Here is a 24,829-nt window from a genome sequence, read left to right as displayed (position 1 = left end):
CTTCACCCGAACGAGCGAAAGGAGGTCTCCATCTTGCCCGCAACCCACATGCGCCCGCACGCGATCGCAGGCATGATCACCCGCCTGAACGATCCACACTACGCCCGATGGGCCGCCCAGATCCACCGCACCAAGGGATGCCGACAGCCGATCCACCTGCGGGGTCGTATCGACCACATCGACCGCGCCACCGGCGAACTGCTGCACCGCTACAGCACCCGCCACGAGCCGGACGGCATCCTGCACCTGCCATGCAAGACCCGGCGAGCCTCCCGCTGCCCGGCCTGCGCCGAGACTTACCGGGCCGATACCTACCAGCTCATCCGCGCGGGCCTGGCCGGTGGTAAGGGCGTCCCGGCCACTGTCACCGCTCACCCGTGCCTGTTCGTCACCCTGACCGCTCCGTCCTTCGGCATCGTGCACACCCGGCAAGAGAAGGACGGCAAGGTCCTGCCCTGCCACGCCCGCCGCGACGCTCCGACGTGCCCGCACGGGCGCGTCATGTCCTGCACGGCCCGGCACGGGGCCGACGATCCCCGCCTCGGCGAACCGCTGTGCCCCGACTGCTACGACTACGCGGGCAGCGTGCTGTTCAACGCCGTGTCGCCGAAACTCTGGCAGCGCTTCACCGATGCCCTCCGCCGGCGCTTTGCCAAGATCGCGGGACTGACCCTGAGGGAGCTCCGCCAGCACCTGACGATCTCGTTTGCGAAGGTCGCCGAGTACCAGCGGCGCGGCGTGGTCCACTTCCACGCCGTCATCCGCCTCGACGGCCCCGGCGGACCGGCCTTCCCGCCTCCGGCCTGGGCGACGGCTGAGGCACTGGCAGAGGCCGTACGGCACGCCGTCCACGCCGTAAGCGTCACCGTCCCGGCGTCGGCCGACGAACCTGCCCGGGTCCTGCGCTGGGGCACGCAGCTCGACATCCGCCCGATCACCATGGACGGCGACCTCTCAGACCAGACCGTCGCGGGCTACATCGCCAAGTACGCCACCAAGGCCGCCGAATGCGTCGGCACCCTGGATCGACGCATCAGCCCGCTCGCCGACCTGGCCGCCCTGCCGCTGCGTGAGCACGCCCGGCGGCTCATCGCCGAATGCTTCCGCCTCGGTGAACTCGACGAGCTGGCCGACCTCCGGCTGATCCATTGGGCGCACATGCTCGGCTTCCGGGGCCACTTCTCCACCCGGTCCCGGCACTACTCCATCACCCTCGGCGACATCCGAGCCGACCGGACGGCCTTCGTCCGCACCGAGGAGATCAGCACCGGACGGCTTCCGCTGTTCGACGAGGACACCGTCCTCGTGATCACCGAATGGGAGTACGCGGGCAAGGGCTACTCCGCCGGTGACGCCCTCCTTGCCGCCGCGCTGACCGGTACGGCCTTACCCGCCCTGACGGCCGGCGGGAGCGATGCCCGATGACCCGCCGCGATGAGCTGCTGACCGTCCCTCAGGTTCTCGACGAGCTGGGCGGGCTCTCCCGCCGGACGTTTTACCGGTGGCGCGAACTCGGCCACGCGCCCAAGTGCATCAAGCTGCCCAACGGTGAAATCCGGGTTTGGCGAAGCGACTTCGCGGCCTGGCTGGACACCCTCCGGGAGGCGGCGTGAACACCTCCTACGACGTGAAGATCTGGGACATCCGCCGGAACGCCTCCAGCAAGACGCCTTCGTACGTCGTCCGCTGGAAGCTCGGTGGCAAGGAGCGATCGAAGACGTTTCGGACAAAGGCGCTTGCCGAGAGCTTCGTCTCTGATCTACGGCAGGCGGCCAGGAAGGGGGAAGCCTTCGATCTGGTGACGGGCCTGCCCGCATCGATGACCAAGCCTGCCGCCGACGTCGGACCGACCTTCTTCGGCTTCGCCCGGTCGTACATGGCGGCCCGCTGGGTCCACTCGGCGGCTCGTACCCGCGAGACGATGACGTACGCGCTGCTGTCTCTCGTCCCGGCGCTTACCAAGGACCTCCCGGGCCGGCCGGATGACGAAGACCTCCGAGAAGTACTCAGGGAGTACGCCTTCCTGCCCGACAAGCGGCGTGGGGAACTGCGGCCGGAGCACAAGACGGCGTTTGGCTGGCTGGAAGCGGCGTCCCTGCCCCTGGTCGAGCTGCTGGAACCGGCCGTGATCCGCTCGGCTCTCGACGCGATCGCCCTCCGCTTCGACGGAGAGCCGGCGGCGGCCAACACGGTACGGCGCAAGCGGGCCGTACTCCACCACATGATGGAATCCGCGGTGGAGCTCAAGAAGCTGTCCGTCAACCCGCTGCACGCGGTCAAGTGGAAGCCTCCGAAAGCCGCCGGCACCATCGACCCTCGGACGGTGGTCAACCCGGTTCAGGTGCGGACGCTGATTGAGGCTGTGGGGCAGGTAGGTCGGACGCGCGGCTCCCGCATGAGGGCCATGTTCGCCTGCATGTACTACGCGGCGCTTCGCCCGGAGGAAGCATCGGGCCTGCGGCGTCAGAACTGCGATCTCCCGGCTGAGGGCTGGGGGATGATCACGCTTGAGAAGGCGCGGCCACAGGCGAACAAGCGGTGGACCAACTCGGGGGAGACCCACGACGAGCGCGGTCTCAAGCACCGGGCCGCGGACGACACGCGGGAGATCCCGATCCCTCCGGTCCTCGTCGAGATCCTCCGTGAGCACATTGAGGCGTACGGCACGGCGAAGGACGGCAGGCTCTTCCGCACGAGCAAGGGCCAGCCGTTCTCTTCCTCGGCCTACTCCGCCGTTTGGCAAGAGGCTCGCCGGCTGGCCTTCACCGTCGAACAGGTCGTTTCCCCGCTGGCGGCCCGGCCGTACGACCTGCGGCACGCGGCGGTCTCTCTGTGGCTCAATGCGGGTGTCCCGCCGACCGAGGTCGCCCAGCGGGCCGGCCATGGGGTGGACGTGCTTCTTCGCGTGTACGCGAAGTGCATCGAGGGACAGCGAACGCGCGCCAACGGGCAGATCTCTAGGGCGCTGGACCCATGATCGGGTGATGTCCCGGGGCTCATGATAGATGCCTCACCGCCGGAACTAGGGGGCGTATCGGACCGTTACGCTTAAAGATCCTTATAAGAAACATGAACCTTGGCGGGGGCGCTCAGTGCCTGACCTTGGCGAGCTTTTGACCACTCCCATCCCCCTACCGTTCGGATGGGGCTCGCTGCCGTTCTGGTTCCTGCTCTTCGTGGTGGCCTCTGGCGTAGTTGGGGTTCTTGGGGCGATGTCGAAGGGGTCGACGGACGGCGAAGAAGGCAGTCGCAAGCATGATCATGCTGAGATGGCTGCACGTGGAAGCCTGTTGGGAGGTCGTGGGCAAATAGCAGGCGTCGTTGTCGGCGTGGTCGCTCTCCTGATCACTCTGTGGACTGGGCAGACACAGCGTCAGTGGGAGGTGCAGCGGCAAGAGCTAGAGATGCAGCGCGAGGAACAACGGCAACGGGACGATCAGATGCGTGCGCATGCAGATTTTGTTAGGCGGGTGGCTGTGTTGGCATATTCCGATCCTGCCGGGATGAAGATCAAGATTCGTAATGCCAACCCGGCCGCTACTAAAGTTTGGATCTTGTCTCTTGTGGGTGCCAAGAAGGCGAGACAGAACTTCGAGATGACCGTCTCGCCCTGCAGCCAGGCAACCTTCCTCATGCACGACCCCAAGACTTGGACTCCGGCCGTCCTCAAGGGTGATCTTTACTGGGCCCCGGGGGCTGATCCGTCCGCCATGACTGCTGATTTCCTCTTCGAGACCTATGGGACGCGCTCCAAGGGCGGGAAGGTGCAGATCAACTTCCTGAGAGCGGGAGGTGTCGAAGAGCCGATTAGCGGCTGTGCCTCCTGAGTGGCGATTGTGATCACTCGGTCATGGGCGAGTTGGCCGTGCTGCTTCACCATCAGTTCATGAGCCAAGGGAAGGCTTGTTTGTGCGTCGAACTAGCCGAGACTCTTCAAGATCATCCCGTGTATATTCCGTGAACGGCGACTCAGGGCCGCTCACGATGGCCTACGGCTGCACAGGGGCGCACGCCGTACCGGGGAGAACTCCCAGGTCAGATGGCGGATGACAAGGTCAAGATGGTGCCCCCGGCATGATTCGAACATGCGACACCCGCTTTAGGAGAGCGGTGCTCTATCCCCTGAGCTACGGAGGCAAGGGCGTACCTGTAAGAGTAGCGAAAAACGGGGAGTGTGTGTGCGATCGGGGGGTGCGGGTGGGGGTGCTGTGAGTCATCGGTTCGCTGAGCTGTGACAAAGGGATGGCAAGCGGATGGGTGGGGGGAGTGCCGGAGTGGCTAATGTCACGCTTCGTGATCAAAGGGCAGCGGAAGTGGATCAGAGGGCGGGCATTGCGGCCGATGGTGCTCGGTGTGGCGATGTGCGCTCCGATGCTTCTGGCCGGGAGTCTCCTCGTGGCGGAGCTGGCCGGATTCGAAGCCGGACGTGGGGTGGGGCCGGGGCGGGGCGTCGTGGACGCGGAGCCCTGGGAGGGGTCGGTCGTGGCGTTGCCTGCCACGATCATGCCCGTCAGGGTGACGGTGACGGAGCCGAAGCTGGTGCCTCCGCCGCCGCCCCTGCAGCCTGATCAGATGTATCGGAGGGTGGTTCCTCCGGCGGTCACGGCCGTGCCGGCCCTCTTGGAGCCGAGGGCTGAGGGGGCGCGGGAGACGCGTGGGGACTCCCGGGGGCGGCGAGCGCCTGAGGGGCCGGGAACGGCGCCCGACGATTCGGGGGCGGCGCGTGAGGAAGGGCGGCCCGGGCCGGAGGAGAAGCCTCGGGTGGATCGGGCGCCGGACAAGCCCGCGAAGGGATCGGGCGGGCTGGAGATCAGTGTCCAGCTGAACTGTGCGGAGGAGTGGCGGGGGACGTGGTTGTGGGAGGTGTGCCTGGAGCGTGCTCGCTAGAACCCGTGCTCGCTGGAACCGGAGCGTGGTTGCGGGAACCCGCGCTCGCTGGAACTGGAGCGTGCTCGCCGGAAAGCATGCCGAAAATACGCGCGAAATCGTACGTTCAGTGCATAGCGGGTCTGAGGAGTCTGGCTCATGCACTCGGTGAGCTGTAGTAACGTGCGTGGCTGACCCAGGTCACGAGTTGCAAACGGAGGGGTCGAGACGTGCCACCTCGTCGATCAGCGGGTCTGATCGTCGTCGTCGCGACGATGACTTCCCTCTTTCCGGAGTCCGCCGCTGCCCGGCAGCCGCTGGGGGAGGCCCGAGCCTCCGTCGCCCAGCGATCGCCCGCTGGGGCTCAGGGCGTCGTGAAGCGGAATCCGGAGAACCTCACCGAGCTCCGCCGCGAGGCCGAGAAAGCGGCCAAGGACCTCGAGGTCGCGACCAGGGCGCTGGAGGAGCGGCGAGACAAGATCCAGACCTCGGAGCGGGAGCTCACCGCCAAGCTGCGGGAGCTGCAGGAGGCGGAGAAGGCCTTCGCCCAGGTACGGCAGCCGCTCTCGGACCTCGTCGGCGTCCTCTACCAGCAGTCGGGCAGCAACGGCCTGGAGAATTTCCTGGCCGGCAACGGTGACGCCTCCGCGCTGAGGGCCATGGCGAGCACGACCCACATCGTGGCCCAGCGGAACCAGGTGCTCGAGGAGAGCAGCCGCCTGCAGGCGGAGCGGGAGCGGATCGCGGCGGAGGCCCAGGAGCTGCGGGCGGACAATCTGCTGTCCGAGGCGCAGATGAACGCCGAGATCGAGACGCTCAAGGCCCGCTCGGACAAGATCGTGAAAACGCTGACCCAGGCGCTCGTGAAGCTGGGCGTGAAGATCGACAAGTCCGGGCAGGCGGCGAACGGGTGCAACCCGACGAAGGCGACCTCGACCGGAGACTTCCCCAACGGGCTGATCCCGAGGCTCTATCTCTGCCCGCTCCAGCAGCGGGGGCACGAGCTGCGAGCGGATGCGGCGATCGCTTTCATCAGCTTGAATGAGGCCTACCGCAAGCGGTTCGGCCGGCCCATATGCGTGACGGACAGCTACCGGAGCCTGGCCGAGCAGCAGTCGATCTACTATCGCCGCCCGGGCCTGGCCGCCATCCCGGGACGCAGCAACCACGGCCTGGGGCTCGCCGTCGACCTGTGCGGAGGCGTGCAGAACTTCCGGTCGCCGGAGTTCAACTGGCTCGAGGCGAACGGCAAGAGGTTCGGCTGGATCCACCCCCAGTGGGCCTACGTCAGCCCCTTCGAGCCCTGGCACTGGGAGTACGACCCCAAGCTCGGGTCCCTTCTCTGACGCCCGGCGGGTTCTGACGCCCGGCGCGTCCCGCCGGCCGTCTCACCTCTGGTCCTGATCGGCCTTCTGATCGATCAACGGGGAGATCTGGGCGGTGCAGTGGGAGCAGCGGACGGCGGCCTTGGGAATCTCGGAGAGGCACTCCGGGCACTCGCGCAGGGTCGTCTCCTCCGGCGAGGAGAACCGGGCGGTGAGCCTCTCGTACGGGGCGATGATGAAGAAGTAGACGACCGCCGCCACGATCAGGAACGAGATCAACGCGTTGAGGAACAAGCCGTACTTGATCGCGCTTGAGCCCACCTTGATCTCCAGATTCTCGAAGTGCGGCTGACCGCCGATCGCCGCGAGCAGCGGGGTGAAGACGTCCTTGACGAGCGATTGCACGATGGCGTTGAAGGCGGCGCCGATTATCACCGCCACGGCGAGCTCGAGCACGTTGCCCCGGAGCAGGAACTTCTTGAATCCGCTCAGCATGGCCTCTCCTCACAGGGGGTTTCCGGTTGATCACAGATGTCCGTCGGTACGGCGAAGCTTTTTCATTACCCGGGCCCGGCCGGGTTATTACCTGGGCGTGGAGATGGTGATCGACAGTTTCCCGCCGGCCTGAGCGGAGGCTAGCTCGATCGCCTGCGCGGGAGTGGTGGCCAGCACGATCAGCGCTCCGCCGCCGGCCTCGCCGGTCGGGAGGGCGACGACCGGGACGCCCTCGGCCACGGTCCTGGCGGTGGCGGGGCCGTCCCAGTCGGCGGGGGCGGCCAGGACGTTCACGATGTCCCCGGGGGACAGCAGGCGGGCGCTCTCGGGGTCGGCCACCCGGACGGGGGCGGCGACGGTTCCGGGGCGGTGGGCGGCCAGCAGGCCCGGCCCGAGGAGACGGACGTCGGTGAGGGGCTCACCCCGGCGCGCGGGACCGGCCAGGATCCGTCCGGCGATGGGCGTGCCCGGGCGGAGGGCGCCGTCGGGGGCCGTACCGGGCCGCAGCGCGACCGGCCGCACGTCGGCGGCGGCCAGAACACCGCCGGGAAGGTCGCGGGCCGCGGCGAGAACGGTCACCGAGGCGGTGTCCGGCCGCAGCCCGGTCATGGCGCACGCCACGGCCAGGGCGGCCAGGACGGTGGCGAGCACCCGATGGCGGCGGCGGAGGAACCCGGGGCGGAGGAATCCAGAACGGAGGGAACCGGAACGGAGGAAACCGGAACGGAGGAAACCGGAACGGGGCGGTCTGGGGCGGAGGGATCCGGAGCGGGCGGTTCCGGAGCCGGGAGGTCCGGGACGGGGCGATCCCAGGCGAGGGAAGCCGGCCCGGGCCTCTCCGGGGTAGGGGAAGCCGGCCCGGGCCTCTCCGGGGCGGGGAAACCCCGACTGGGCGGGCCCGGGATGAACGGGGCCGGGGAGGGAGAGGCCCGGGCCGGAGAGCCCGCCGCGTGGGGATTCCCGGCGGGGAGGCTCGGGCTGGGAGCGGAAGGCGCGCATGGCTGACTCCAAGGAGAGAGGAGCCGGGTGGCGCGGAACCCGGGACGGGTGGAGGTGCGGACGCCGGTGGGAGGCGTGGAGCGGGCGGGGTGGTCAGCGGGGGAGCTCGAAGGGGAGCTTCAGGCCGTCGAGGGCCTGGGCGCAGGGGCACGTGCGATCCTGCGGGAGGCCGCCGATGAGGTCGGTGACCAGTGAGCGCATCCGGGTGACGTTGGTGGCGAAGAAGGCCATGACCTCCTCGTGGGTGACCCCCTCGCCGGCCTCGACCCCGGCGTCGTGGTCGGTGACCAGGGAGAGCGACGTGTAGCACATGGCCAGCTCGCGGGCGAGGACGGACTCGGGGAAGCCGGTCATGCCGACGATCGACCAGCCGTTCGCGGTGAACCAGCGGGACTCCGCCCGGGTGGAGAAGCGGGGGCCCTCGATGACCACGAGCGTGCCGCCGTCGGCCACCTCCCAGTCCGCGGACCCGGCGGCCGACACGGCCGCGGCGCGGCCCGCGGGGCAGTAGGGGTCGGAGAAGGAGACGTGGACGACGCCGCCGGCGTCGTAGTAGGTCTGCACGCGGCCGGAGGTGCGGTCGACGAGCTGGTCGGGGACGACCAGGGTGCCGGGGCCCAGCTCGGGACGGAGCGAGCCGACGGCGCTGGGGGCGAGGACCTGGCGGACCCCGAGGGAGCGCAGGGCCCAGAGGTTGGCCCGGTAGGGGATGCGGTGCGGGGGGAAGCGGTGGTCGCGCCCGTGGCGGGGGATGAAGGCCACCGAACGCGGCCCGACGCGTCCGACGGTGATGACGTCGCTGGGCGGGCCGTACGGCGTGGAGAGCTCGACCTCCGTGGCGTCGTCGAGCAGGGAGTAGAAACCTGAGCCGCCGATGACTCCGATGTCCGCGCGAGTGACCATGGCGCCGACATTAGCGTCCTGGGCCGCCCGGTGAAGAGGGGCGGGTCCTCGCCTGTGGATAACTGTGTCCGGAATGTGACTGGACTATCGCTCTGGGTATGCAGGCCGTACGTCGACCGGGGGGAACGGGATGGGCGCTCATCGAGCCAAGCGGCCGGAGAAGGGGCTGGGACTCATCATGGGGGCGCTCATGCTCTCCATGCTCCTCGCCGCACTGGACCAGACCATCGTCTCCACCGCGCTGCCGACGGTGGTGGGGGATCTGGGCGGGCTCGACCACCTGTCCTGGGTGGTCACCTCCTACATGCTCTCCTCGACGGTCTCGACCCCTCTCTGGGGCAAGCTGGGCGACCAGTACGGCCGCAAGAAACTCTTCGAGGCCGCGATCGTCATCTTCCTGGTCGGCTCGGCCCTGTGCGGCCTGTCCCAGGACATGGGGCAGCTCATCGGGTTCCGGGCGCTGCAGGGGATCGGCGGGGGCGGGCTCATGGTCCTCGCGCAGGCGATCGTCGCGGACGTGGTGCCCGCCCGGGAACGCGGGAGGTACCAGGGGCTGTTCGGCGCCGTCTTCGCCGTCTCCAGCGTCGCGGGGCCGCTGCTCGGCGGGTTGTTCGTGGACCACCTGTCCTGGCACTGGGTCTTCTACATCAACCTGCCGATCGGCGTCCTCGCGCTGGCCGTGGTCGCGGCGGTGCTGCCGTCCCGGACCAAGACCACCAGGCATTCCATCGACTACCTCGGCATCGTCTTCCTCGGCGGGGCCTCCGCCTGCGTGGTGCTGCTGACCACGTGGGGCGGGAGTCTCTATCCGTGGGGCGATCCCGTCATCATCGGCCTGGGCGCCGGGGCGGCGGTGCTCGTCCTGCTCTGGTGGCTGGCCGAGAGGCGCGCGGTGGAGCCCGTGCTGCCGCTGCGGCTGTTCCGGCTGCGGGCCTTCAACGTGGCGTCGCTGATCGGCTTCATCGTGGGCCTGGCGATGTTCGGCTCGCTCACCTACATGCCGCTGTTCCTCCAGGTCGTGCAGGGAGTCTCGCCCACGATGTCGGGGCTGCACCTGCTGCCGATGATGGCCGGCATGCTCGTCACCTCGGTCATCAGCGGAAACGTCATCGCGAGAACCGGGAAGTACAAGCCGTTCCCGATCGCCGGCAGCGCGATCACGGCGGTCGGGCTCTACCTGCTCTCCCGCCTCCGCACGGACACGCCCACGCTTGAGCTGAGCCTCTACCTGCTGGTCCTGGGCGTGGGACTGGGCCTGGTCATGCAGGTCCTGGTGATCGTGGTGCAGAACGCCGTGGGCTTCGAGGACCTGGGGGTGGCGACGTCGGGGGCGACCTTCTTCCGTTCGATCGGCGGCTCCTTCGGCGTCGCGATCGCAGGGTCGATCTTCACGTCGCATCTGACCGACGATCTGGTACGGCTCGCCCGGACGGTGCGACTCCCGCCGGGTTTCGCCGAGGCCGTCCAGGCCGATCCCACGGCCATCAGGAAGCTCCCGCCGGAGGCGGCCACGGCGTTCATGGACGCGTACTCCGAGGCGATCGCCCGGGTGTTCCTGCTCGGCGCGCCGCTGCCGCTGGTCGCCTTCCTGCTGGCCTGGCTGCTTCCCCAGGTGCCGCTCCGGCAGACCACCACGGCGGCCGACCTGGGCGAGGGCTACGGTGCCGTGTCGACGGAGCGGTCGTCGCTCGACGAGGTGGAGCGAGGGCTGTGGCGGCTGGCAGGCGCGGGCATGCGCAGGGATTACTACCGCCGGCTCGGCGACCTGGCCGGCCTCTCCGAGCTGCCGCCCGGCTCCGTCTGGCTGGTCACCCGCCTGGGCACGCGGGGGTCGCAGACGGGTGCGGAGCTCGCGGAGCGGGCGGGCGTGACGGTCGAGGAAGGCCGGCCGTACGCCAGGGAGCTGACGGAGCGCGGCCTGATCCGCCAGGCGGACGGAGGGACCCGCCTGGAGCTCACCCCCGAGGGGGAACGCGCCGCCGACCGTCTGGTGCGGGCGGCCCGTGACAGTCTCACCCTGCTGATCGAGGACTGGCATCCCGGGGACCATGCCGAACTGCGCGAGCTGCTGGACCGGCTCCCCCGGGAGCTGCTCGGCGCGGCGGCCGACCGGCCCGCGGGCCGCTGAACCGCGAAAGGCCGGGACCGGTCACCCGCGAAAGGCCGGAACCGGCGGACCGGACGAGGCCGGGACCGGTGCCCCGGAAGGGCCGGGGAGGGCGGGGATCCGGGAGGCCGGCCTCAGGAAGCGGCGGCCGCGGGGGCGGGGGCGGGCGTCGAGGCGGACTTGGACTCCGTCGACGTCGACGAGGACGTCGAGGATGCCGAGGACGTCGAGGTGGTGGAGCTCACCGTGGACGAGCTCGACGACCGGCTGTCGGTCCGGTAGAAACCGGAGCCCTTGAAAACGATGCCGACCGCGGAGAACACCTTGCGAAGCTCACCCTGGCAGCTCGGGCACACAGTGAGCGCGTCGTCCGTGAACTTCTGAACGATCTCGAACTGGTTGTCACAGGCGGTGCAGGCGTACTGGTAGGTGGGCACGCTCTCCTCCTCATGGGGTCCGCGCCGATTGGCACTCGACCGTCTCGACTGCTAATGGTAAGGCGTCGACTAGCATAAACGCGAGTCGGAGCCATCACATTCCGGTCAGGGTGTCGGGAGTAGGGCGTCCTGCCGCCGGGTGATCGAGACGTCCCAAAAGGTCAGGGGCCCCAGCCCCGGAAAGTCGGGAGCCTCGGCGTCGGAAGATCGAGGGCCCCGGTCCGGGAAGGTCGCAAGCCTCGGCGTCGGAAGATCAAGAGTCTCGTTTCCGGAAGGCCGGCGGCCTGACGCGGCCTGAAAAGGATCAGGTGCCGCTCTCGCCGAACCAGCCGGCCAGCTTGCCCCGGCGGCTGATCGCGCGCATCCGCCGTTCGACGGTCTCCCTGCAGGCCGCGGTCGCCACCACGAGGAGCTGGTCGTCGGTCCTGATCCTGGTCGTCTCCGACGGCACGAACGTCCTGCCGTCCCGCACGATGAGCGTGACCTGGGCGTCGCTGGGCAGCCGGAGCTCGAAGATCTCCACGCCGTGCAGCCGGGACGACGGCGGCACCTTGATCTGCAGGAGGTCGGCCTTGAGCTCTTCCAGCGGGGCCGACTCCACATCCAGGTCACGCGCCTGGTCGGGGATGGCCACCCCGAGGAGCCGCGCCACCCAGGGAAGCGTGGGCCCCTGCAGCAGGGTGTAGACGACCACGATGACGAAGACCTGATCGAAGACGAACCTGGCGGTGGCGTCGTCGATCGAGGTGGCCGCCCAGGGGATGGTGGCCAGGACGATGGGCACGGCGCCGCGCAGCCCGGCCCACGACAGGAACGCCTGCTCCCGCCAGTTCAGCCGGTCGACGCCCGCCAGCCGTACGAGGAGGGCGGAGAGCACGATGGACAGCGGCCGGGCGACCGCGACCAGGATCAGGCCCGCGACCAGGCCGGGGATGATCGCCGACGGCATCTTCGAGGGGCTGGCCAGCATCCCGAGCATGACGAACAGGCCGATCTGGGCCAGCCAGGCGAGGCCCTCGGTGAAGCTCCGGCTGGCGGCGCGGTGCGGCATCCGGGAGTTGCCCATGACCAGCGCCGCGAGGTAGACCGCGAGGAAGCCGCTGCCGTGCAGCTGGGCGGCCCCGGCGTAGGCGACGAAGGCGAGTGCGAGGACCGCGATCGGATACAGGCCGGAGGCCGGGAGCGCGATGTGGCGCAGCGCGTAGACGCCCAGCTGGCCCACCACGAGGCCGACGCACGCGCCGATCGCCAGTTCGAGGACGACCTCGGCGAGGGCGCTCCCGATGCTGGGCGTGGCGTTCGTGCTCAGCAGCATCACGGCGATGACGACGGGCGCGTCGTTGAAGCCGGACTCGGCCTCCAGGATGCCCGACAGCCGCCGGGGCAGGGGCAGGCGGCGCAGGACGGAGAAGACCGCCGCCGCGTCGGTGGAGGCGAGGATCGCACCGAGCAGGAGCGAGGTCCGCCAGTCCATGTCGAGCAGGAAGCGCGCCGGCACCGCGACGGCGGCGATGCTCACCCCGACACCCGCGGTGGCCAGCACCACCGCGGTGGGAATGGAGCCCTTGACGTGGCTCCAGGTGGTGGTCAGGCCGCCCTCGGCCAGGATGATCGCCAGCGCGACCAGGCCCAGCTGCTGGGCGAGCTGGGCGTCGTCGAACTGGATCCCGAGGCCGGACTCGCCGATGAGCAGGCCGAAGCCGAGGAAGATGAGCAGGCTGGGAAGCCCGCTCCAGTGGGTGACGCGAACCGCGACGACGGCGGCGATGAGGATCATCGCGCCGAGAAGCAGCCAGTTGTTCCAGCTCATCGAGACCGGACGAGAGAGCTGCCGAGTTCGTTCAACGCGGGGACCGCTTTCTCGCTCGTCGTCCAATGCCTGAAGCGGGCAGGACCTCGCCCACGGCTCACGCCGGACGGGCCGCTCGCGCCGGTCGGGCCGCCCACATCGGATGGGCCGCTCGCGCCGGACGAGTGGGCCCATGCCGGATGAACCGCTTGTGCCGGGCGGGCCGCTCACGCCGGACGGGAAAGCCCGCAAGCCGATCCCGTGTCAGGGAGCGGGGGATTCGCCCCGGTCTCTGTCCTGCTCCGGGACCATTGTGTCTTACCCGGCAGATCGCCTCGCTCCCACCCGGACGATACCGCCGGGTGACGCAGCGTAGCGGACCGCCTGATCATGCGGTTCCCCGGGTACCCCGTCGAGCAGCTCTCCCTCGTGGAGCAGCGCGACCGTCGGCACGTTCGGCCCGACCCGCGCCAGGGCGCGGTCGTAGGAGCCGCCTCCCCGGCCGAGCCGTACGCCCGTGGTCCGGTCGACCGCCAGCGCGGGGACGACGACCAGCGCCGCGGTCCTGATCGCGTCGACGCCGCGCCGGGTGTCGACCGGCTCCATGATCCCGAAGCGGCCGGGGGCGAGCGTGTCGGGCCCGTCGTACACCGCCCAGTCGAGATCGTCGTCCGGCCGCAGCACCGGGAGCATCACCGTCGCGCCGTGCTTCCACAGCGCGAAGACCAGGCCGTGCGTGGCGGGTTCGGCCCCGACCGACCAGTAGCAGGCGACCAGCCCGGCCATCTGCACCCAAGGCTGCTCCAGCAGGGACTCCCTGATCTGGACCGAAGCCGCGTGCCGCTCCTCCTCCGTGATCGCGGCGCGCGCTGCGGCGATCGTGGAGCGCAGCTTCACCTTGTCCACAGGTCCCTCCGTTATGGTTCGAACATGGCCGACTTCGATCCTGTGACGAAAGCCGTCGTTCCCGCGGCGGGTCTGGGCACCCGCTTCCTTCCGGCGACCAAGGCGACGCCCAAGGAGATGCTCCCGATTGTCGACAAGCCCGCGATCCAGTATGTCGTCGAGGAGGCCGTCTCCGCCGGACTGCTCGACGTGCTGATGGTGACCGGCAAGAACAAGCGTTCCATCGAAGACCACTTCGACCGGGCGATCGAGCTCGAGGACGTGCTGGAGGCCAAGGGCGACGACGAGCGCCTGTCCCAGGTGCGCGAGCCCGCCGACCTGGCGACTCTTCACTATGTACGGCAGGGCGAGCCGCGCGGCCTCGGCCACGCGGTCCTGTGCGCCAAGCAGCACGTGGGCGACAACCCGTTCGCCTGTCTGCTCGGTGACGACTTGATCGACCCGCGGGACGAGCTGCTCAAGCGGATGATCGAGGTCCGCGCGACGCACGGCGGCAGCGTCATCGCGCTCATGGAGGTGCCCAGGGAGCAGGCCTCCCTGTACGGCTGCGCCGCCATCGAGCCCACCGCCGAGGACGACGTGGTCCGGGTGACCGACCTGGTGGAGAAGCCCCCGGCCGACGAGGCGCCGTCCAACTGGGCGATCATCGGCCGCTACGTGATCGACCCGGCCGTCTTCGGGGTCCTGGAGAACACCCCGCCGGGCCGCGGCGGCGAGATCCAGCTCACCGACGCCCTGCGCACGCTGGCCGCCCGCGACGTCTCCGGCGGCGGGCCGGTCCACGGCGTGCTGTTCCGCGGCCGCCGCTACGACACCGGCAACAAGCTCGACTACCTGCGCACGGTCGTGCAGTTCGCCGCCGAGCGCCCCGATCTCGCGCCGGAGTTCCTGCCCTGGCTGAAGGAGTTCCTGGCCTCGCGATGAACCAGGTCAACCAGGTCAACCAGGCGGTCCAGATGAACCAGGCGAACCAGATGAACCAGGTGATCCCGATGAGGCCGGTCGAAGACCACCTCGCCGACATCCTGCGCACCGTCCGGGTGCTCGCCCCCCTCGAACTGGATCTGGACCAGGCGCTGGGCACCACGCTGGCCGAGGACGTGACCTCCCCGGTCCCGCTTCCGCCGTTCGACAACTCGGCCATGGACGGCTACGCCGTACGGGCCGAGGACGTCGGCGCCGCCCCGGTGACGCTGCCGGTGATCGACGACGTCCCGGCCGGTGACGACCGCCTGCACGCGCTCGGCCCCGGCATGGCCGTACGGATCATGACCGGGGCGCCGCTGCCCGCGGGGGCCGACGCGGTGGTCCCGGTCGAGTGGACCGACGGCGGCACCGCCCGGGTCACGATCGGGCGGCCCGTGACCAAGGGGAACGCGATCCGTTCGGCGGGTGAGGACGTGCGCTCGGGTGACGTGGTCCTCCCCGCGGGCACCGCGATCGGTCCCGCGCAGCTCGGCATCCTGGCCGGGGTCGGGCGCAGGAGGGTCCTGGTACGGCCCCGCCCCCGGGTCGTGGTGATCTCCACCGGGGCCGAGCTGGCCGAGCCGGGAAGCCCGCTGGCCCCCGGCCAGATCTGGGAGTCCAACAGCTACACCCTGATCGGCGCGGTCCGCGAGGCGGGCGGGGAGGGCTACCGGGCCGGCATCGTCGCCGACGACGCCAGGAGCTTCCTCGACCAGCTCGACGCCCAGCTGGTCAGGGCCGACGCGGTCATCACCAGCGGCGGCGTGTCCATGGGCGCGTACGAGCCGGTGAAGGAGGCGCTCGCCCCGCTCGGCACGGTCCGTTTCGAGCGCGTGGCCATGCAGCCGGGCATGCCGCAGGGGTTCGGCGTCGTGGGTGAGGACCAGGTTCCGGTCTTCGCCCTCCCGGGCAACCCGGTGTCGTCCTTCGTGTCGTTCATGCTGTTCGTCCGGCCGGCGCTGCGGAAGATGCAGGGCCGGCGGGCGGAGCCCACGCCCACCGTGCCCGCGGTGACCGGCGCCCCGCTCCGCTCGCCCGCGGGCAAGCGGTCATACCTGCGCGGCGTCCTCGGCCCCGGCGGCGTGGTGACCCCCGTGCTCCGGCAGGGATCCCACCAGCTCGCCGCCCTGGCCTCGGCCAACGCCCTGATCGTGGTGCCGGAGGACGTCACCGAGCTGCCCGAGGGCGCGGCGGTGGAGGTCATTCCCCTGTGAGCGAGCGGACCACCGGCCGCGGCGGCTTCGCGGGCCCGGTGAAGGACCGGACGGTGAGCCGGGCCGAGGGGCAGGCGGAGGTGCGGACGGTGAGCCGGGCCGAGGATCGGACGAGAGGTCCGGCGGAGGAGACATTGTGAGCAACTTCACGCATATCGATGAGACGGGCGCGGCGCGCATGGTGGACGTCTCGGCCAAGGACATCTCCGTCCGTACGGCCACGGCCACCGGAAAGGTGCTGCTCTCGGCCGAGGCCGTGGCCCTGCTCCGCTCGGGCGACGTGCCCAAGGGCGACGCGATCGGCACCGCGCGGATCGCCGGCATCATGGGCGCCAAGCGCACCCCTGACCTGATCCCGCTCTGCCACCCGATCGCGCTGCACGGCGTGAAGGTCGAGCTGACCGTGGCCGACGACGGCGTGGAGATCACGGCCAGGGTGAAGACCGCCGACCGGACCGGCGTGGAGATGGAGGCCCTGACCTCGGTCACGGTCGCCGCGCTCGCGCTGATCGACATGGTGAAGGCGGTGGACCCCGCGGCCGTGATCACGGATGTCCGGGTCGAGGAGAAGACCGGCGGCAAGACCGGGGTGTGGACCCGTCCTTGAGGGGCCGGGGTCGGGGCCGGGACCGGTCGTAGCGGTCGCGGAGGCCGTACCGCGGCCGTAACGTCCGTGGAAGTCGTGGAGGGAGAGCGCGTGAGAGCCCTGGTGATCACGGCGTCGAACCGGGCGTCCGCCGGTATATACGAGGACAAGTCAGGAAAGCTGCTGGCCGAGCTGCTCGCGGCGGCCGGATGCGACGTGGACGGCCCGCGCGTGGTCCCCGACGGCGAGCCGGTCGAGGAGGCGCTCAGATCCGGAGTGGCCGAGGGGTACGACGTGATCGTCACCACCGGCGGCACCGGGCTCACCCCGGCCGACCTGACCCCGGAGATGACCCGCAGGGTGCTCGACAGGGAGATCCCCGGCATCGCCGAGGCCATCCGTCACGTCAACCGCGACGCGGTGCCGACCTCGATCCTGTCCCGGGGACTGGCCGGCCAGGCGGGAAACACCTTGGTCGTCAATCTGCCCGGTTCCTCCGGAGGGGTCCGTGATGGCATGGCCGTACTGACCCCCGTCCTCAAGCACGCCGTGGACCAAATCCGGGGCGGGGACCATCCACGCTGACGGTCTCGTGGCACGACGGCCCTGCTTGGGGGGATGATTGGGAACGTGGATCGACTTCGTGGCTGGCCGGTGACCCTTACGGAAGGCCCGGTAGGACTCCGGCCGCTGCGCCTGCGGGACGTGCGGGTCTGGCGGGAGACGCGACTGCGCAACGCCGCGTGGCTCCGCCCCTGGGAGCCGAGCAACCCCGAGACGCCCCTGTCCCGCAGCGGCCTGGGCCCCTACATCTCGATGGTGGGTTCCCTGCGCCGGGAGGCCAGGCAGGGACTGGCCCTGCCCTGGGTCGTGACCTATCGGGGCGCCTTCGCAGGTCAGCTCACCGTGGGGGCCATCGTGTGGGGCTCGGCCCGGTCCGCGCAGATCGGTTATTGGGTGGACGGCGCTCTGGCGGGTAAGGGGATCATCCCGACCGCCGTGGCCATGGCGGTCGACCACTGCTTCTTCGTCACCGGGCTGCACCGGGTCGAGGCCAACATCAGGCCTGAGAACCACGCCAGCCGCCGGGTGGTCGAGAAGCTCGGCTTCCGGGAGGAAGGCATCCGGCGAAGGCATCTGCACATCGACGGCGCATGGCGCGACCACCTCTGCTACGCGCTCACCGTCGAGGACGCGCCGCGGGGCCTGCTCTCGCGATGGCGCCTCGACCGCGAGGCCGCGGCTCCCGGCGGCACCTCCCGCGAAGAGGTTTGAAGATCTCACGACACACCGCATCGAATGCTCGTCAAATAGTGACACGCGGTCTTACGGTGCGTGACGTGAGCACATCGAGGGCGCCGACGGACCACGCGCGCCTTCGTGCTGCCCGGAGGTGGCCGTGAGCAGCAGTGTTTTCCTGTATCTGGCCATCGTCATCATGTGGCTGTGCGTCCTCGTGCCCATGTGGCTCAGACGGGACCGTGCCACTTTTCCGGAGCCTCACGAACTCGCCGAGCCGTACGCCCAGCCGGACCAGCCCGTCGAGGGCGACACCCTCACCGGAGAGTTCGAAGTCACCGCTGAGCCCTCCGCGCCCGACGACGCGCCGGAGACCGGCCCCCAGCTCACGGCCGCGGCGAGGCAGGCGGAGCGCCGCCGCGCCGAGCTGCGCCGCCGCGCGAGGATCGTGGCCAAGCGGAGACGGCTGACGTTCTGGTGCGCGCTGCTGGTCCTCGCCTCGACGGTGACCGCCGCCGCCCAGGTGATCCCCTGGTGGGGCGTGGCCCCCTCGGTGATCCTCCTGGTCTCCTACCTGACCGTGCTGCGCGCCTCCGTCCGCGTCGACGCCGAACGGCGCGCGGCCGCGGCCAAGGCCCGTGCGGAACGTGCCAGGCGGGCCCGCCTGGAGGCGCAGCGGAGAGCCGAACTGGAGGCCCGGCGCCCGGCGGCCGAGGTCATCGACCTCACCACGGTTCGCGACGAGATCTTCGACCAGTACGCCGATCCTCCCGTCCGCGCGGTCGGCGATTGACCGGCGGCGGGACAGGCCCGGTACCCGGATGGCGCGAGTGCCCTGAGAAGTTTGCTAATCTAGTTCACGCCTTGGGGATGTAGCGCAGTCCGGTAGCGCACTTCGTTCGCATCGAAGGGGTCAGGGGTTCGAATCCCCTCATCTCCACAAGGAAGATGCAGGTGGGAAAGGGTTTCGGAGTTGATCCGGAGCCCTTTTTCCATGTCTGAGGGTCGGTGGGAGCCAATCGGGGAGCCACCTCACGCGGACTTACGCTTCCTGGTCTTGCCGGTGCCGAAGACGGCGTTCATGGTCTCGGCACCCTTGGTGATCACCGGCTTGAGCTGCTTTCGGTACACGGCTTCGGTCACTCGGGTGCCCGCATGCCCGACGAGATCGGCGATGGTCTCCAAGGGCACGTCGTTCGCGCTCATGATCGAGACGAACGAGTGACGGAGCTCGCGGGGAGTCCAGTCCTCACCCACCTTCGCCTGTCGGGTGATCGCCCGGAACGATCGCCGCACGTTATGGGCGTCCAGCGGAGTCCCGACGCTCGTGCAGAAGACGAGACCGTTCTCCTGCCAGGCGTCGCCTGCCTTCAGGCGGGCGACGGCCTGTCGTGCGTGGTGTTGCCGAAGCGCCTCGGCGGCGAGCTTGGGGATCTCCAGGGTGCGCCGGGACTTCGGCGTCTTGGTGTCGCCGGTGACCCTGTCCGCTCGCCATACGTAGATGGCGAATCGTTCGTGCTTGAACCCGACGTCGGTGACGGCCCGCCATCCTTTGGCGGTCTTGTCCCAGGCGACCACGTGATCCCAGCGCAGCGCGCGGGCTTCCTCGGTACGGATGCCCGTGGTGAGACTGAGCACCACGTAGGCGTGGAGCGGTGACGACTTCGCCGATTGCAGGACCGCGTCGGCTTGCTGCTGCGTCAGTGCCTTGCTCGGCCTTCCCTCCTTTCCCGTAGGCGTCTGAACGAGCTCGGCGACGTTCCTCAACACGAGGTCTCGGGCCTGAGCCTGCCGGATGGCGCGCTTCAGGATCGCGTGAACCTCTCCGAGCGTTCTCGTAGAGAGGTCGCCGGTAAGACCGTCCAGCCACTCGTCCACCTGATCGGCGGTGAGCCGCTTGAGCTTCTCCTTGCCGATCAGCGGAATGACGTGCTTCCGGGCGAGTGTGGTCAGCTTGCCGACCGTCCCCGCCGAACGTCCTTTGAGCCCCTTGGACAACCAGTCCTCGACGGCGTCGCGAACGGTGTACTTGTCGGAGCTCTTGACGCCGGATTCCAGCTCCTTGACGGCTTCGATGAGCTTGGTCTTCACCTCGGCCTTGGTCCGGCCCTTCCGCTTGACCCGTTGGCGCTTGCCGTCCGGGCCGAAGCCGAGAGAGATCGCTCCGGTGTAGCCGTTTCCCTCGGGGTAGATGGTCGCTTCGTACGTGCCGATCAGGATCTTGGCCAAGGGATCACCCCTTCTCGTGGCGGTTGAGATACTCCTCGATCGCCTTCCTGATCACCCACGACACGTCTCGCTCCTGCGACTCGGCGTACCTGCGGAGACGTTCCTTCAGCTCCGCGTCCACCCGGACGGGCGGCAGGGTCGTTCGGTCGCGTGTCATAGACGGCTTCCTTCCTGTGTCGTGCAGGTATCAAGAGGCGCTTGCCGGTTGTGCGGCGGTGCCGCACAACCGGCCCTGTAGAACGTTGTAGCACGCTGTTCTACGCCTCGTCCATGGACTCCAGTGAGGCGACGAAGGCGGCAAGGTGCTGGTCGGTGATCCGGCGAAGCTTGCCGATCTTGATGCTCTTGAGCTGTCCGGTGCGGAGCAGGTAGTAGACCTTGTCACGGCCGATGCTCAACATCTCCGCTACCTGTTCGACGGTGTATGCCTGCATGGGGCATCCCCCCTCTCGTTCGTCAGTGGCGGCTCGCTTTCTTCGCGGTGATCCCGCGCTGTCGCTGATTACGGGTTGTGATCGTCCGCCGGTCCGTCCGTCCGCGTCTGTCAGGCGCTTATCTACGCGCAGACGCGCGGACGGACGCAGACGGCGGACGTTGACGGTTACGGATCGTGTATCTCAGGCAGGGCTCGCCAGCGCCCCCGCGTGACCTGTTCGACCTGACGCGCACGACCCAGATCCTGAAGGCGTTGGTAGACCCAAGTACGGCGCATGCCGGTAGCGCGCATGAGATCGCCGATGCTGACCCCGTCACCGGGAGCCTGCCTCAGTGCGGCGGCCAAAGCCTCCTCAGCCTCCCGTACGGCGTTGTCGCGGGCATGCCGGGGAGAAGGCTTGACGGTGGGTCTGGGCAGCGGAGCCGACGTATCAGCCGCGCGTTCCAGCGCTTGGGCCGACACCTCGTCGAGCACCGGGCGAACGACGGCGTGCTGCTCGGCGGTGGCCCGTACCCCCTCGTCATCGAGGAGGTAGGTGCGGGCACGGCGAGGGATGTCGTGTTCGGGGGAACTGATCAGGAACTTGCCGGGAGCATCCAGCTTGTGCGGCTGCCATCCGGCTTTGACCATGCCCTGGCCCAGGATGAGATCCCCGTCGCGGGGTTCCCGGACGCGGAAGCACAGCCGGACATCCATCTGGGAGCGGATCGCGCTCTTGCCCATCGCGTCCTTGGAAGGACGTTGGGTGGCAGCGATCAGGTTGACCGCTGGGGCGCGGCCACGCCGGGCGATCGAGTCGGCGTAATCGATGGCCCGTGGTGCCTCACTGGCCAGCTCGGCGTACTCGTCGACGATGATGATCAGCGCGGGTCGTTCCGGTGACGGCTCCCACACGCGCTCACCGCGCATGGTGAGGTCATCGGCCCGTCCGTCGAGGATGACCACGGCATCGGCCAGCAGGGCTTCCGCCTCTTGCGGAGTGGTGGCCAACCGGTCGATGCACGAGGCCCAGGGCTGGAGTTCCATGCCGCGCTTGAGGTCGATCGCCCACAGGATCACGTCCTGGCAGGCGGTCAGGTCCCCCAGCAGGACGTTCACGCCACCAGACTTGCCCGCCCCGGACATGCCCGCGAACAGCGCGTGCCGCCGGAGCAGAGGAACACGGACGGGGTTGCCGTCCTCGAACAGCCCCAGCTTGGCCGGTTGCGTGATCGAGGTGATGGACGGACCTGGCCAGGCGATGGCGTCGGCGTGCGGGTCGGTTTCGATCACCCGCACATCGGCGCGGTTGGCCTGCTTGCTGGCCACCGGCTGAACGCGCACCCCGCCGCGTGCGGTGCCCAGCGCCGATTCCAGGCGGGGGACGGAGCTGACCGCGTCCTCAACGGTCTGCCCGAGTCCGAGCCCGAGCCGGAAGCGGTACCCCCACAGATCCACGATCGCGGACTGCACGCGGGATCCGGCCAGGCCGACCGCTTGGGCGATGTCCGGCCAGGCGGCCAGCGTGCGTTCCACCCGCACGCGGGCACGTCTGCGCCGATGCGCCCACCAGGGCACAGCCAGCAGGAATGTGCCGATGCCAAGTACGGCGGGCAGGGGAGCGGTGAACGGTCCGTGGTAGGCGGCCAGGGTGAGCCACGTTCCAGCGAACGCCGTGGTGAAGGCCGCGTAGCCGCGTTCGATCGGACGTGGCAGGTTGACCCATCGGCCCCAGACGACCAGCACACCGACCAGCATGATCGTGATGATCAGGACGGTGGGCCACCACTCGGGGAACCAGTGCCGCAGGATCATGCCGCCCAGCAGGACCGACGTGGCGATGGTGAAGGGGGCGAGTTCGGAGCGGTACCGCCAGGCCAGGCGGGCGATACCGGCGATGAACAGGGGCGCGAACTCCAGATCATCGATCATGCCGACGGGCTGGACGCCGTAGCGGCGCATCCGGCGGGCGTTGCGGCGTATCTGATGGCGTGAGACGCGATGTCTGCTCATCGGCCCTCACCCGCCGCTTGGTCGGCGCTGGTCTGGGCGTGCAGCTCGTCACGGATGTAGTACAGGGGATCGTCGTCGCCGTCGCGGTCGGCCGCCAGGGTGGCGCGGATGGCGGCTCGCAGGTTGGCGCGCTGGTGGCGGACGCTGGCCAGTTCGGCACGTAGACCGGTGATCTCGTCGATCAGGGCTTCGATGTCGTCGAGGGCGGCGATCACGTACGCCCAGATGGGAAGCAGAGGTAGGGGGTCGTGGGTGAGTGCCGTCAGGAGTTGGGCGGCGGTGGTGTTGCGAGAGGCAACCTCCTGAAGATCCGTGTGCGGGTAGGGGTGGCGGTGGGGCATTAGGCATCACATCCTTCGGTCGGGGACAGGGGTCAGTGGCCGGTGATCCAGCTCAGGACCGCGCGGATGGCGTTGCGGATACCGGGCGCGAGCGCGGTCGCGGCCAGCAGGAAGCCGAACAGCAGGGTGATCAGCGCGTGCCACCAGCGCAGGCCCAGGTAACGCCAGGCGATGAACACCAGTGCGCCGAACACGAGCACCAGCGGGACGGTTACGGTCATGGGACCTCACCTCCTCTCACAGGGGATTTCCGGGGGCGGGGGACGGTGGGCGGGTCAGAGGCCGTCGTGCCGGGACTTGCGGCGGTGCCAGCGCCAACGGGCACGGCACTTGGCGCATCGCCGGTTTCCGGGCTTGGCGTCGGCACCGCATAAGCACCGGCCAGGCGTGGACGGGAGTGTGCGCATCAGGGCTCACCTCCTCCCGGTGCAGGCGGCCGGCGGGCAACGGTGGGCGTAGGTCCCCAACAGCCGGTGGCTCAGGGCTCCGGTGGGGGCGTGGCGGCGGTCCTCGGCGCGGATCACGGCGACCAGCACCACGAACAGCGCGAGAGTGGCGATCGACAGGATCAAGCCCAGGAACACGGCGACCAGTGCGATGTCCATCGCTCACGCCTCCTCGATCTCGTCGAGGGTGATCGCGTCGCTGTAGGAGTCCAGAGCGGCGCGGCGAGCCATCGCCGCCCGCGTGACCAGGACGGCTTCGTACCGGACGCTGCCGAACTCCATACCGGCGACGTGGTGTCCGCCCTCAACGGTGGGCGTGGTCCCCAGCAGGGCGGCGATTCGCTCGACTTCGGCGATCGCCTCGGGTTCGGTGGTGGCGTCGGTGTCGTAGTTGGTGTGGACCGACACCCGGATGGCTCCGTACCGGGGGACGGGCACCTGCGGGTGGCTGTCCAGGAAGGCGGCCAGGGCGCGCAAACCGGCGATTAGTTCGCGGCGGCGGTGGTGCTGAGCTGCGTTCATCTAGATCACATCCCTTCCGTCTCCGGTGACCTACGAGGCGAAGGTAGGTTTCGGGGAAGGGGTCAACCCATCGCGCGGTGTGATCATGCGGTGAGATCGAAAACATCCGGCGATGAGATCGCTTAGATCCTGTGGTGAGATAAGCCCCAGCTCACGGCCGTGCCCGTACGAGAGGACCCCCGACAGAGCCCTGGGAACTGGCGCTCTCATGAGCGCAGAAGGACTCTGCCGGGGGCGTTGAGGTGATGGTGCGGGACAGGGGCGGCGGGAAGAGCGAGCCGGTCAACCGCACCATCACGAGCGGGGGCAGTGAGCCGTCAGCCGTGCGCCTTCTCTGGCGTGCTCACTTACCAGCCCTGCGGTTCCGCGTGGCTGCTGTCCTGCATCCGTGCCTGAGTACGAGAGCGCAGATACACGTGATACAGCGCGCTGGCGCTGTATCCGCCGCGCACGTCGCTGATATCCAGCTTGAAGAAGTCGAGGAATTCGATTCGCGAAAGCGCCACGTGTCCCGCATGACGCTCTCCCAGCAGGATCACTTCGTGAACCCGTGGATGGGTCAGGCGCTTCGCATTCTGCGCCATGCCCACTCACGACCTGTCCGACGTGGAACGGTCTGCGGCGCGAAGATCCTTGTACCGGACGGCGATACGCCGTGCTGCCCGCTTCGGATCCGTCGCCGGGTGGTAGGCATAGACAGGTCGGCCACGCTGAGCGTTCCAACCGGCGAACCACCAGAAAAGATCACCGTTGGTCCACACGACCAGACCACGCCAGGCCGACACCACGGCCAACCCGTAGCCGTCATTCACATCCGCTGTGATCCCATGCTGAGCCAGCTCCCGTTGGAGCTGGTCAGCCACCCCAACCGGGTCTATGGGGGTGAGGCATGACGCCACATGCTCCCCAGCCATGATCGGGCCTCCAACGCTGTGCTTTGCCGAGCAAACGGACAGGCGGAAGCCAGATAAATGCGGATCTTCAACTCTTTCTCAGATCAGCTCTGACCTGCGCCACGGACTGCTGAGTTT

General features: G+C 69.1%; 29 protein-coding genes and 2 tRNA genes. 15 read left to right on the top strand and 16 right to left on the bottom strand.

What is annotated here, in order from left to right:
* Positions 1–33: 33 nt before the first annotated feature.
* The 4 genes from Plo01_RS23555 (at position 34) to Plo01_RS23540 (ending at position 3,827) form a co-directional block, all read left to right on the top strand.
* A complete protein-coding gene (locus Plo01_RS23555) occupies positions 34–1,425 on the top strand; it encodes a replication initiator (RefSeq protein ID WP_373871710.1) in 1,392 nt (463 codons plus the stop codon).
* Entirely contained in the window at positions 1,422–1,613 is a 192-nt protein-coding gene (locus tag Plo01_RS23550) for a helix-turn-helix transcriptional regulator (protein WP_203892843.1), read from the top strand. The genes Plo01_RS23555 and Plo01_RS23550 overlap by 4 nt, the downstream gene beginning before the upstream one ends.
* Positions 1,610–2,977 (top strand): tyrosine-type recombinase/integrase, encoded by a 1,368-nt coding sequence (locus Plo01_RS23545; RefSeq protein WP_203892842.1) that lies wholly within the window; start codon positions 1,610–1,612, stop codon positions 2,975–2,977. Before Plo01_RS23550 ends, Plo01_RS23545 begins: the two co-directional genes overlap by 4 nt.
* Positions 2,978–3,092: 115 nt before the next feature.
* Positions 3,093–3,827, top strand: coding sequence for a hypothetical protein (locus tag Plo01_RS23540; protein ID WP_203892841.1), 735 nt, complete (start codon positions 3,093–3,095; stop codon positions 3,825–3,827).
* A gap of 234 nt (positions 3,828–4,061) precedes the next feature.
* Here the strand turns inward: Plo01_RS23540 and Plo01_RS23535 are convergent.
* A tRNA-Arg gene (locus Plo01_RS23535) sits at positions 4,062–4,137 on the bottom strand.
* Positions 4,138–4,761: 624 nt separating this feature from the next.
* Between Plo01_RS23535 and Plo01_RS41065 the strand changes: the two genes are divergently transcribed.
* Together Plo01_RS41065 and Plo01_RS23530 are read left to right on the top strand one after the other, a co-directional pair.
* Complete coding sequence (locus Plo01_RS41065; protein WP_275415416.1) at positions 4,762–4,887, top strand: hypothetical protein; 126 nt, start codon at positions 4,762–4,764, stop codon at positions 4,885–4,887.
* 353 nt (positions 4,888–5,240) lie between these two features.
* Complete coding sequence (locus tag Plo01_RS23530) at positions 5,241–6,212, top strand: M15 family metallopeptidase (protein ID WP_239316905.1); 972 nt, start codon at positions 5,241–5,243, stop codon at positions 6,210–6,212.
* Positions 6,213–6,254: 42 nt separating this feature from the next.
* Here Plo01_RS23530 and mscL read toward each other — a convergent pair whose 3' ends face one another.
* The 3 genes from mscL to Plo01_RS23515 all read right to left on the bottom strand — a co-directional run bounded on the left by mscL (position 6,255) and on the right by Plo01_RS23515 (position 8,588).
* Entirely contained in the window at positions 6,255–6,686 is a 432-nt protein-coding gene (mscL, locus tag Plo01_RS23525) for a large conductance mechanosensitive channel protein MscL (RefSeq protein ID WP_203892839.1), read from the bottom strand.
* An 87-nt stretch (positions 6,687–6,773) separates the two neighbouring features.
* Positions 6,774–7,337 (bottom strand): CpaB family protein, encoded by a 564-nt coding sequence (locus tag Plo01_RS23520; RefSeq protein WP_203892838.1) that lies wholly within the window; start codon positions 7,335–7,337, stop codon positions 6,774–6,776.
* 441 nt (positions 7,338–7,778) lie between these two features.
* Positions 7,779–8,588, bottom strand: coding sequence for an S-methyl-5'-thioadenosine phosphorylase (locus Plo01_RS23515; RefSeq protein ID WP_203892837.1), 810 nt, complete (start codon positions 8,586–8,588; stop codon positions 7,779–7,781).
* Positions 8,589–8,718: 130 nt separating this feature from the next.
* On the opposite strand from Plo01_RS23515, the gene Plo01_RS23510 reads away from it, so the two are divergent.
* Positions 8,719–10,716, top strand: coding sequence for an MFS transporter (locus Plo01_RS23510; protein ID WP_203892836.1), 1,998 nt, complete (start codon positions 8,719–8,721; stop codon positions 10,714–10,716).
* A gap of 113 nt (positions 10,717–10,829) precedes the next feature.
* Here Plo01_RS23510 and Plo01_RS41385 read toward each other — a convergent pair whose 3' ends face one another.
* The 3 genes from Plo01_RS41385 to Plo01_RS23495 all read right to left on the bottom strand — a co-directional run bounded on the left by Plo01_RS41385 (position 10,830) and on the right by Plo01_RS23495 (position 13,827).
* On the bottom strand, positions 10,830–11,132 hold the full coding sequence (locus Plo01_RS41385; protein ID WP_203892835.1) for an FmdB family zinc ribbon protein: 303 nt from the start codon (positions 11,130–11,132) through the stop codon (positions 10,830–10,832).
* Positions 11,133–11,436: 304 nt separating this feature from the next.
* The gene (locus tag Plo01_RS23500) at positions 11,437–12,942 is read right to left on the bottom strand and encodes a potassium/proton antiporter (RefSeq protein ID WP_203892834.1); all 1,506 of its coding nucleotides are present in this window, start codon (positions 12,940–12,942) and stop codon (positions 11,437–11,439) included.
* A 297-nt stretch (positions 12,943–13,239) separates the two neighbouring features.
* Positions 13,240–13,827 carry a 5-formyltetrahydrofolate cyclo-ligase gene (locus Plo01_RS23495; RefSeq protein ID WP_203892833.1) on the bottom strand — a complete coding sequence of 196 codons (588 nt, stop codon included), beginning with the start codon at positions 13,825–13,827 and terminating at the stop codon, positions 13,240–13,242.
* Between the two features lie 24 nt (positions 13,828–13,851).
* Here Plo01_RS23495 and galU point away from each other — a divergent pair, with 24 nt between their 5' ends.
* The 8 genes from galU to Plo01_RS23455 all read left to right on the top strand — a co-directional run bounded on the left by galU (position 13,852) and on the right by Plo01_RS23455 (position 18,772).
* Positions 13,852–14,751, top strand: a complete 900-nt coding sequence (gene galU, locus Plo01_RS23490; protein ID WP_203892832.1) for a UTP--glucose-1-phosphate uridylyltransferase GalU — start codon at positions 13,852–13,854, stop codon at positions 14,749–14,751.
* A gap of 68 nt (positions 14,752–14,819) precedes the next feature.
* The gene (gene glp, locus Plo01_RS23485) at positions 14,820–16,007 is read left to right on the top strand and encodes a molybdotransferase-like divisome protein Glp (protein WP_203893030.1); all 1,188 of its coding nucleotides are present in this window, start codon (positions 14,820–14,822) and stop codon (positions 16,005–16,007) included.
* The gene (locus Plo01_RS23480; RefSeq protein WP_203892831.1) at positions 16,004–16,147 is read left to right on the top strand and encodes a hypothetical protein; all 144 of its coding nucleotides are present in this window, start codon (positions 16,004–16,006) and stop codon (positions 16,145–16,147) included. Before glp ends, Plo01_RS23480 begins: the two co-directional genes overlap by 4 nt.
* Positions 16,148–16,185: 38 nt before the next feature.
* Positions 16,186–16,614 (top strand): cyclic pyranopterin monophosphate synthase MoaC, encoded by a 429-nt coding sequence (gene moaC, locus Plo01_RS23475; protein WP_239316948.1) that lies wholly within the window; start codon positions 16,186–16,188, stop codon positions 16,612–16,614.
* A gap of 90 nt (positions 16,615–16,704) precedes the next feature.
* Positions 16,705–17,178, top strand: coding sequence for a MogA/MoaB family molybdenum cofactor biosynthesis protein (locus Plo01_RS23470; RefSeq protein WP_239316903.1), 474 nt, complete (start codon positions 16,705–16,707; stop codon positions 17,176–17,178).
* A 45-nt stretch (positions 17,179–17,223) separates the two neighbouring features.
* Positions 17,224–17,868, top strand: coding sequence for a GNAT family N-acetyltransferase (locus tag Plo01_RS23465; RefSeq protein WP_239316901.1), 645 nt, complete (start codon positions 17,224–17,226; stop codon positions 17,866–17,868).
* A 124-nt stretch (positions 17,869–17,992) separates the two neighbouring features.
* Positions 17,993–18,625, top strand: a complete 633-nt coding sequence (gene sepX / locus Plo01_RS23460) for a divisome protein SepX/GlpR (protein WP_203892828.1) — start codon at positions 17,993–17,995, stop codon at positions 18,623–18,625.
* A 73-nt stretch (positions 18,626–18,698) separates the two neighbouring features.
* A tRNA-Ala gene (locus Plo01_RS23455) sits at positions 18,699–18,772 on the top strand.
* Between the two features lie 92 nt (positions 18,773–18,864).
* Here the strand turns inward: Plo01_RS23455 and Plo01_RS23450 are convergent.
* The 9 genes from Plo01_RS23450 to Plo01_RS23410 form a co-directional block, all read right to left on the bottom strand.
* Complete coding sequence (locus Plo01_RS23450) at positions 18,865–20,061, bottom strand: site-specific integrase (protein ID WP_239316899.1); 1,197 nt, start codon at positions 20,059–20,061, stop codon at positions 18,865–18,867.
* A 4-nt stretch (positions 20,062–20,065) separates the two neighbouring features.
* On the bottom strand, positions 20,066–20,218 hold the full coding sequence (locus Plo01_RS23445) for a CopG family ribbon-helix-helix protein (protein ID WP_189243796.1): 153 nt from the start codon (positions 20,216–20,218) through the stop codon (positions 20,066–20,068).
* Positions 20,219–20,318: 100 nt separating this feature from the next.
* Positions 20,319–20,495 carry a helix-turn-helix domain-containing protein gene (locus Plo01_RS23440; RefSeq protein WP_203892827.1) on the bottom strand — a complete coding sequence of 59 codons (177 nt, stop codon included), beginning with the start codon at positions 20,493–20,495 and terminating at the stop codon, positions 20,319–20,321.
* A gap of 167 nt (positions 20,496–20,662) precedes the next feature.
* Complete coding sequence (locus Plo01_RS23435) at positions 20,663–22,489, bottom strand: cell division protein FtsK (RefSeq protein WP_203892826.1); 1,827 nt, start codon at positions 22,487–22,489, stop codon at positions 20,663–20,665.
* A complete protein-coding gene (locus Plo01_RS23430; protein WP_203892825.1) occupies positions 22,486–22,830 on the bottom strand; it encodes a hypothetical protein in 345 nt (114 codons plus the stop codon). Before Plo01_RS23430 ends, Plo01_RS23435 begins: the two co-directional genes overlap by 4 nt.
* Before the next feature lie 32 nt (positions 22,831–22,862).
* Entirely contained in the window at positions 22,863–23,051 is a 189-nt protein-coding gene (locus tag Plo01_RS23425; RefSeq protein ID WP_189243792.1) for a hypothetical protein, read from the bottom strand.
* A 192-nt stretch (positions 23,052–23,243) separates the two neighbouring features.
* Complete coding sequence (locus Plo01_RS23420; RefSeq protein WP_203892824.1) at positions 23,244–23,435, bottom strand: hypothetical protein; 192 nt, start codon at positions 23,433–23,435, stop codon at positions 23,244–23,246.
* A gap of 3 nt (positions 23,436–23,438) precedes the next feature.
* Positions 23,439–23,798: a hypothetical protein gene (locus tag Plo01_RS23415; RefSeq protein WP_203892823.1), complete on the bottom strand. Its 360-nt coding sequence runs from the start codon at positions 23,796–23,798 to the stop codon at positions 23,439–23,441.
* Between the two features lie 347 nt (positions 23,799–24,145).
* Positions 24,146–24,382, bottom strand: a complete 237-nt coding sequence (locus Plo01_RS23410; protein ID WP_203892822.1) for a hypothetical protein — start codon at positions 24,380–24,382, stop codon at positions 24,146–24,148.
* Between the last annotated feature and the right edge of the window lie 447 nt (positions 24,383–24,829).

The organism is Planobispora longispora, from assembly GCF_016863135.1.
Lineage (GTDB): Bacteria > Actinomycetota > Actinomycetes > Streptosporangiales > Streptosporangiaceae > Planobispora > Planobispora longispora.
Note: the sequence above shows the minus strand (reverse complement) of the source record. Positions and strands in the feature narration are given on the sequence as shown.